This window comes from uncultured Methanobrevibacter sp. (assembly GCF_947169325.1).
Classification (GTDB): Archaea; Methanobacteriota; Methanobacteria; order Methanobacteriales; family Methanobacteriaceae; genus Methanocatella.
The window spans coordinates 1-7728 of the sequence record NZ_CAMVPN010000092.1 but is presented as its reverse complement, the minus strand read 5'-3'; the positions used below and the strand labels follow the sequence as shown (position 1 = coordinate 7728).

Annotated in this window: 8 protein-coding genes; 5 read left to right on the top strand and 3 right to left on the bottom strand. The window is 36.9% G+C overall.

Annotated features, from left to right (window positions below):
* Window positions 1–1262, bottom strand: a 1262-nt coding sequence (locus Q0W26_RS10380) for an MFS transporter (RefSeq protein WP_298524912.1), incomplete at its 3' end; no start/stop codon positions are given.
* A 260-nt stretch (window positions 1263–1522) separates the two neighbouring features.
* Here Q0W26_RS10380 and Q0W26_RS10375 point away from each other — a divergent pair.
* The 4 genes from Q0W26_RS10375 (at window position 1523) to Q0W26_RS10360 (ending at window position 5375) form a co-directional block, all read left to right on the top strand.
* A complete protein-coding gene (locus tag Q0W26_RS10375) occupies window positions 1523–2134 on the top strand; it encodes a TetR/AcrR family transcriptional regulator (protein WP_298524909.1) in 612 nt (203 codons plus the stop codon).
* A gap of 28 nt (window positions 2135–2162) precedes the next feature.
* Complete coding sequence (locus tag Q0W26_RS10370) at window positions 2163–2765, top strand: TetR/AcrR family transcriptional regulator (protein ID WP_298524907.1); 603 nt, start codon at window positions 2163–2165, stop codon at window positions 2763–2765.
* Window positions 2766–3280: 515 nt separating this feature from the next.
* Window positions 3281–4807 carry a cobyric acid synthase CobQ gene (gene cobQ / locus Q0W26_RS10365; RefSeq protein ID WP_298524904.1) on the top strand — a complete coding sequence of 509 codons (1527 nt, stop codon included), beginning with the start codon at window positions 3281–3283 and terminating at the stop codon, window positions 4805–4807.
* Between the two features lies 1 nt (window position 4808).
* On the top strand, window positions 4809–5375 hold the full coding sequence (locus tag Q0W26_RS10360) for a DUF6434 domain-containing protein (RefSeq protein WP_298524915.1): 567 nt from the start codon (window positions 4809–4811) through the stop codon (window positions 5373–5375).
* On the opposite strand, the gene Q0W26_RS10355 is transcribed toward Q0W26_RS10360, so the two are convergent.
* Together Q0W26_RS10355 and Q0W26_RS10350 are read right to left on the bottom strand one after the other, a co-directional pair.
* Window positions 5372–6412, bottom strand: a complete 1041-nt coding sequence (locus Q0W26_RS10355; protein ID WP_298524901.1) for an aldo/keto reductase — start codon at window positions 6410–6412, stop codon at window positions 5372–5374. The genes Q0W26_RS10360 and Q0W26_RS10355 overlap by 4 nt on opposite strands.
* A gap of 1 nt (window position 6413) precedes the next feature.
* The gene (locus tag Q0W26_RS10350) at window positions 6414–7148 is read right to left on the bottom strand and encodes a class I SAM-dependent methyltransferase (protein ID WP_298524898.1); all 735 of its coding nucleotides are present in this window, start codon (window positions 7146–7148) and stop codon (window positions 6414–6416) included.
* A gap of 80 nt (window positions 7149–7228) precedes the next feature.
* Here Q0W26_RS10350 and Q0W26_RS10345 point away from each other — a divergent pair, with 80 nt between their 5' ends.
* On the top strand, window positions 7229–7471 hold the full coding sequence (locus tag Q0W26_RS10345; protein ID WP_298524895.1) for a hypothetical protein: 243 nt from the start codon (window positions 7229–7231) through the stop codon (window positions 7469–7471).
* Window positions 7472–7728: the final 257 nt, after the last annotated feature.

Here is a 7728-nt window from a genome sequence, read left to right as displayed (position 1 = left end):
CCAAGAATTAAGATTACACCGATAATTGCTGTACCCATTGATTCACCTAATGTCTGAGTGGTTGTAAGAACACCGGATGCATTGTTTTCATTTTCCTTAGGAATATTGGCCAATGAAATATCTGTACTTAAGGACATTACGAAACCAAGTCCAGCACCCAGTACAAACAGACCAGGCATTAAATCATACATTGATGTATTCAATCTGAATTGATAGCTTAAAATCACACAACCAATGATAGCGATTAATGATCCCAAAGCTATTAATTTCTTATGACCAACTTTAGTGGATAGGCTTGGAGCTGCTATTGCAAATATGAGCAGACCTATAGTCATCGGAAGTGTGGTCAGACCTGTATTTAATGCGTTTAACTGCATTACACTTTGCAGGAACAATGAAACAGCAAACAATGCTCCTCCCATTGCAAGACAACCTATTAATCTAATGATTGCTCCTACACGTAAATTTCTGTCTTTGAATAATCCCATATCCAGTAACGGTACTTTGCCGTTACTTTTTCTTCTAGATTCAAACCATGCAAATGCTGCTAAGATAATTAAACCTGCAACGATTACCATTATGCTGGTTGAAGTATCTTTTGTCAGCATTAAAATACCCCATACGAACAGAACAAGTCCAATTAATGAAATTATAGCACCAGTAATATCCAAATCGCTTCTGGATTCAGTAGGTTCAAAGTCAGGTATTTTACTCTGCATTACTAAAATAAAGATTACAAATATTAATTCGATTGCAAATCCCCATCTCCAACTGAAGAATGTTGTCATGACCCCACCGAAGAGCGGACCGACAGCAGCGGAAACGGAAACCATTACACTTTCAATTGCCAAAGCAAATGTACGTTGTTCACCATGATATATTCCACTAATAAGAGAAACAGTAGCAGGTGTCATTAATGCCCCTGCAATACCTTCAATCAATGCCCATCCAATAAATAACACTGGTGTACTCCAACTTATTGCTGCAGTGAATGTACCTATACCATAAAGCACAGTACCGATTATAAAGAGTTTCTTTTTACCGACTATGTCCTGAAGTTTGGTACTCAGCAGCATGAATGCAGCTGTAATCAGAGTGTAAAAGGACATAATCAATTGAATGGTACTTACATCAGTATGCAGGTCTACAACAACCTTAGAAATACTAACATTCATGAATGTAGCATCCAATGTTATAATAAATGAAGCACAGGCAACTAATACTAATGGAACCCATGAGTGTTGCTTAACAGTTTCATTCATTTCTATTAATCCTCCAAATTATAATAAAAATTTTAAGAAAATATTTACAAATAATTTAATTTAAATGCCCAATATTTTTCTTATTAATATTTATCATTTTATTGATTTATAAAGTTATTGTTGCTTAATGATTAAAAAACTAGAAAGTTGTCTTTAATTTCCAACATTATAGAACATTTGTTCTTTATATCAATTTTCAACATAACCGAACGTTCGTTCTCTACATTATTTAATAACCTTAAAATATAATTATTATATGTATGGATACAAGACAGTTAATTTTAGAAAAGACTTTAAAATTAATGATTGAAAAGGAAAACTCAATTATTTCAATTAGAGAAATCAGTTCTGCCACCGGAATTGCTATTGGCGGAATATATCACTATTTTTCAAATAAAGAAGAGATATATAATGAGATTACTGAACGATACTTCATTAACTATTTCAAATTCAATATTGACGGACTCAGACAGATAAGGGGAGATGCAAAAGAGAAAATCCACGATGTCATGGCTGAAATTTTTAAGCAAAAAGAAAGAGGAATCGAAATCGAATCGATTGATGAGGACATAGCTTACAGAGAGATATTATTGGTTTTGACTGCAAAAGGATTTGTTTATGAAAATTCCATTGAGTTTTTCCATAGTTCCCTAAAGGAATTGAAGGAATTTTTCACAGAAATTATCGGAGAATGTCAAAAGAACAGACAAATCCGGCAAGACTTCTCAGCCGAAGATATTGCAGAGTCATTAATTATCATGTACCTAGGAATTCAATATAGATGGGACGTATATTTAATTGATAATATGGTTTCAGTCTTTGAAGACAATTTTGAGTTGGAATGGGAAAAGATAAGATTCATAGATAATTAATTAACTATTAAAAACATTGTGTGGTTAGATGAACACTAAGGACTTGATTGTTGAAAAAACGCTGAAATTAATATTGGAGAAAGGTACAATTGACATTTCAATCAGTGAAATTCGAAATTGCACCGGTCTGACAACCGGAGGCATATATTATTATTTTTCAGATAAAAGCGAAATATTTGAAGCAATTCTGCAAAAGTATATGGTGGATTATATTAAAATCGATTTTGATAAAATCCCACTTGAAGGTTCATCAAAGGAGAAAATCCATGATGCACTGCTTTATATTCTACGCCACTACATTAACGGTGTGGAAATTGAGGGCATCAATGAAAACATCAATTATCAGAGTGTAATACATCTTTTAACCTCAACAGGATATGCCCACGATGAGGTCAATGGGATAATTTCACAAACAGGAAATGACATTAGAATATTTTTAACCGACCTTGTCGAAGAGGGCAAAAGGAAAAACGAAATCAAGAAAGAATTATCAACTGAAAACATTGTAGAATCCTTGCATAACATGTATATGGGAATTCAAGGTTTTTGGATAACTTTCACAAATGAGGATACTGATTTAATTTTTGAGAAAAACTTTGATATGACCTGGCAAGCCATCGAATGCCAGTGAACAACTCTTTTTTTAATCATTAAAGATATGGCGTGAAATTTTTAATTGAATTTTGTGCTTTGAATTCTTATTTTATAGCTGTTTTTTTTCTGTTTATTTCATGAGGATTATGAAGGACCGATTGTTTGCTTTTGGGAGATGATATTTACCTCACTTTGAAAAATATTGAACTATATATTAGTATTATCGAAAATAAAATACTGCTTATAACTTAACTTTAATTCAAAATTAAATATTAATGAAAGTATTTTAAAATAAATAATAGAATATTAAACTTAAAAGGACAATTTTATATATAAAAAGTACACATATTAAAAAATGCAATAGTAATTATCCGATAATTATTTATTGCCAATCGAGTTTGAAGGAAAATACATAGACAAGTCACAGTCAGCAATAAAGTAATTTTATAATTACTGAATCCCCAGACAAACGAATGTATTATATCCTTCAAATGAGATTAAGTTTAACTCATTTTTAAATTATTTATAGTCAAAGCAACATATACTTTATACATGACAAAATGTATCATGGTTCAAGGAACCTCCTCAAACGCCGGAAAAAGCATGCTCGTAGCGGCACTGTGCAGAATCTATAAGAACAGGGGATATAACGTTGCACCGTTCAAATCCCAGAACATGTCACTGAACTCATATACGACAAAGGAAAACGGGGAAATCGGAATCGCACAGATGCTTCAGGCCGAAGCGGCAATGATTGAGCCGAGCGTGCATATGAATCCAGTTTTATTGAAACCCAAAGGAGACTTCACCTCAAACGTCATCATTCAGGGAAAGTCAATCGGAGACATGAACTTCTACGACTACCAGCACAAATACCATGATACAGCATTCAACGCAATGAAGGAAAGCTTCGCGATTCTCTCAGACAAATACGACATCATTTTCATTGAAGGGGCAGGATCACCTGCTGAAATCAACATGCGTGACCAGGACATCGCCAACATGGAAATAGCTCACATGGCAGATGCCAACGTCATTTTAATCGCAGACATTGAAATGGGAGGTGTGTTTGCGGCAATCGCAGGAACATACGTGCTTCTTGATGATTATGACCGCTCACGCCTGAAGGCAACCGTCATCAACAAGTTCAGAGGCAATTTGGATATTCTAAAACCAGGTCTTGACAGGATTGAAGAGATAACCGGAGAGCCTGTTCTTGGAGTTCTTCCATATGACGAAACCCTGAAGTTACCTGAAGAGGATTCAGCGTCATTGACCACCCACGTTTTTGCTGAGGACAAGGACATTAGCATCGGCGTGATAAGGCTTCCGAAAATTGCCAATTTCACAGATATAGACCCCTTCGAATACGAAGAGGACGTGGCGCTCAAGATGATAGGCGTCAATGACGAAATCGGAGATGTCGATGCAATACTTATTCCAGGAACACGTAACTCAACTGAGGACATGTTTGCACTGCGTGAAAGCGGCCTTGCAGAAAAAATCATTGAAAAATCATCCGAAATACCAATCGTTGGAATCTGCGGAGGACTTCAAATTTTGGGAAACATCATCCATGATGAAGAAAAGCGCGAATCCAAGCATGGAACCATTGAAGGTTTGGGATTATTGGATATCGAATCAAGCTTTTCAAGAGCAGACAAGATTGTTACCCAATCAGTTGCCACAATACCTGACAATCTGGAAGGCATTGCAGGTGAAATGTTCAAGAATATCATTGGCGAGGAAATTACGGGCTATGAAATCCACGAAGGAACAAGCGAACTAGTAAACTCAACAGCACTTTTAAGCATAAATGAAGGCCAGGGAAACAACGAGGACGGTGAAATCGACGGAGCCTGCAATGGAAATGTCTTTGCAACATACTTCCACGGAATATTCCACAACTACAACTTCAGAAGGGAATTCTTAAACTACATCCGTGTCAAAAAGGGTCTTGAAGCCAAATTCGGAGAAGACCCATACGAAACCCAGAAGGACTATTCACTTAACAGATTAGCTGAAATCGTTGAGGAAAACCTTGATATGGACATTATCGATGAATTAATATTTGGATAACATGTCACGACCCACATTAACAACCGCCATGGCCGGTGAAGAGTTCAAACAGTACTACTTTTTAAAGGAAGAACTAAAGGACTTTTTAAGGTCCGAAGGCCTGAAGGTAAGCGGCAGCAAAGAAGATCTGGAAAAAAGGATTGTTCACTATCTGGATACCGGTGAAGAGCTGAAATTAGAAAAGCCAACCGTTAATGTGAACAATACCCATGAAGAGATTTCACTGGACTCCAGACTTGGAGAGAACTTCAAATGCAGCGAAGACAAACGTGAATTCTTTGAAAAAGAAATTGGCAAAGGTTTCAAATTCAAGGTAAAGTTCCAGAAATGGCTTAAGGCAAACCCAGATAAGACATATCGCGATGCCATCAATGCATATCATGAGATTCTAAGCTCAAAGGAAAAGACAGAAATAGGAAAGCAGTTCGAGTACAACCAGTACATCCGAGATTTCTTCAAAAACAACGATGATAAGTCATTGGATGATGCAATTGCATGCTGGAAATACAAAAAGAGCCTCAAAGGCCACAACAAATATGAAAACAAGGATTTAGAGATATTGAACTAAATCCTGTCTTTTGTGTGTTTTTGCCATACCTTGTCCTCATCAGATGCAGACGAGCGATTGTCAGCCATCACTCCAACCAGATCATGTGCAACGTAAGGCTCTTCCAGATAATCAATATCATCATCACCCAATTTCAAATCGACTGATTTTACAGCGCCTTCAACGTGGTGCATCTTTGTGGCTCCGACGATTGGGGATGTGACCTTTGTTAAAAGCCATGCAAGAGACACTTCAGTCATTGATACGTCATAATTGCCTGCAAGCTCATTTACCCTTTTGATGATTTCAAAGTCCTGAGCTTCGCTTGACTGGTATTTCAGTTTGGCATAAAAGTCCTCGTTCATCCTTTTTGACTCTTCGCCGGGCATTCTGGAAAGCCTTCCTGAAGCAAGTGAACTGTAAGGGGTTGTTGCGATATTGTCCGCTGTGCAGAGAGGAATCATCTCGCGCTCCTCTTCCCTGAATATCAGGTTATAGTGACCCTGAATTGACACGAATTTGGCAAATCCTTCGGCTTCGGCAAGTGCATTTGCCTTTGCAAGCTGCCATGCAAAGCAGTTAGAAATGCCGAGGTATTTGACCTTTCCCTCTTCAATGACTTCATTCAAGCCTTCAAGAATATCATACAATGGTGTGTTGAAGTCCCACATGTGATAGATATAGAGGTCAATGTAATCCAAACCCAAGTTTGAAAGGCTTTTTTCAACAAAATCGTGAATGTGCTGCTGTCCTGAGACATTGTTTTTGATTTCCTCTTCGGTTCTTGGAAGAAACTTAGTTGCAACAACCACATCATCACGTGTGGCATTTTCCCTTATTGCACGGCCAAGGAACTGCTCTGAAGTTCCGTTCTGATATCCAATGGCAGTGTCAAAGAAGTTGATGCCTTTGTCAAGACCGTTTGTTATTATCTCTATTGATTCGGCTTCTGGCAATGTCCATGTGTGCATTCCGTTTGTAGGATCTCCGAATCCCATGCAGCCCATGCATACTCTACTTACTTTCAAATCTGAATTTCCCAATTTTGCATATTCCACATTAACACTTCCTCATTATGTAGAAAACGTATGAATAGTCATCACTGTTTTGCCTATACGCGTTGATTTCCTTTTTCAGTTGCCTGACAAATTCCCTTGCCGATGCATCGCCGTTCAACTTATTTAAATTTCCCTCCAACTGTTCATGGTAAGTTTTCCAGTCCCCTTTCGGCACAGTGACATTGCCGATGAACTCATAGCCCTCATCCCGAATTTGTGAAACCTTGTTTTCAATCGTGTCGACTTCATCATAGATGCCTTTCCAGAATTTCCTTGATTCTTTAGAAGGCCTGCCAATCCATGAAACATCAGAAACTATCAAATATCCATTCGGTTTCAACAATCTCTTCCACTCATGCAATCCTTTTTTAAAGCCAATTATTTCAATTGAGGATTCGGCGAATACAATATCGAATTCCTCGTTTGCAAAGTCCAAATCCCTCATGTCCATCTTGTAGGAGAATACTCTTTTTTGAAGGTTATTTTCCTTGATTTTTTCATCCAAAACATCCAGGTAATGCCTAAACAAGTCAATAGCTTCGATTTCACCATTTCTAAAGTGATTTGCAAGCTGAATTGTGGCCTGACCTACACCGCAGCCGATATCGAGTATGTTAATCCTATCGTCAATGTCAAAATCAATCATGTCGATGACACGGCCAGTTGTCTTGTCACTTCCGGGAGATAATCTGTCCAAATCATCATAGGCAATGTAGAAATATAACGGTATGTCCATGTTTTAAGATTTAAACCGTATCATTTAAAAATGTTAACTTACAAAATATTATATATCGATTTAATTTTGGAGATTGAAAAATGATTTTAAACGTAAACGCAACTAACAAGAAATCTGGTGAAGTAATTTCATTCGCATTAGACGGTAACGCAGACGCAGGATTCACTTACGAAGGAACCCACATGCAAGAAGTAGCTGATAACAAAATCAGAGAAGTATGTAACGGGTTAATCTTACTCGGTTCCCCAATCTACACCATCAAACCAGGTGAAACCGAAAGCATCGAAAACATGACCTTCGTTACCGAAGTTAAAGCAGAATAATTCTGCTACTCTTTTTTTATTTTTAAAATACTTTTTTATTATACTAATTCTTTCAAAACACCCTCGACATTACCATTACTCATTTCTGATTTTAAAAGCAAAATCCAGTGCCTGATATATATGCCCATTTTGAATTCAAATCAAAATCATCGAACCCCTGACGTTAATGTAAGAAAAGCTTGAAAAAATCAAATCCAAAACGACAAGCATTAAAATTAAAGAGGAAACAATCAATTTAATAGACACAAAAAAAAAAA

Excerpts from the sequence above, each read along its gene's own strand:
- Q0W26_RS10350 (WP_298524898.1), bottom strand. The coding sequence starts at position 7,148 with ATGGACATACCGTTATATTTCTACATTGCCTATGATGATTTGGACAGA.
- Q0W26_RS10360 (WP_298524915.1), top strand. The coding sequence starts at position 4,809 with ATGTCACGACCCACATTAACAACCGCCATGGCCGGTGAAGAGTTCAAA.
- Q0W26_RS10345 (WP_298524895.1), top strand. The coding sequence starts at position 7,229 with ATGATTTTAAACGTAAACGCAACTAACAAGAAATCTGGTGAAGTAATT.
- Q0W26_RS10370 (WP_298524907.1), top strand. The coding sequence starts at position 2,163 with ATGAACACTAAGGACTTGATTGTTGAAAAAACGCTGAAATTAATATTG.
- cobQ (WP_298524904.1), top strand. The coding sequence starts at position 3,281 with ATGACAAAATGTATCATGGTTCAAGGAACCTCCTCAAACGCCGGAAAA.
- Q0W26_RS10375 (WP_298524909.1), top strand. The coding sequence starts at position 1,523 with ATGGATACAAGACAGTTAATTTTAGAAAAGACTTTAAAATTAATGATT.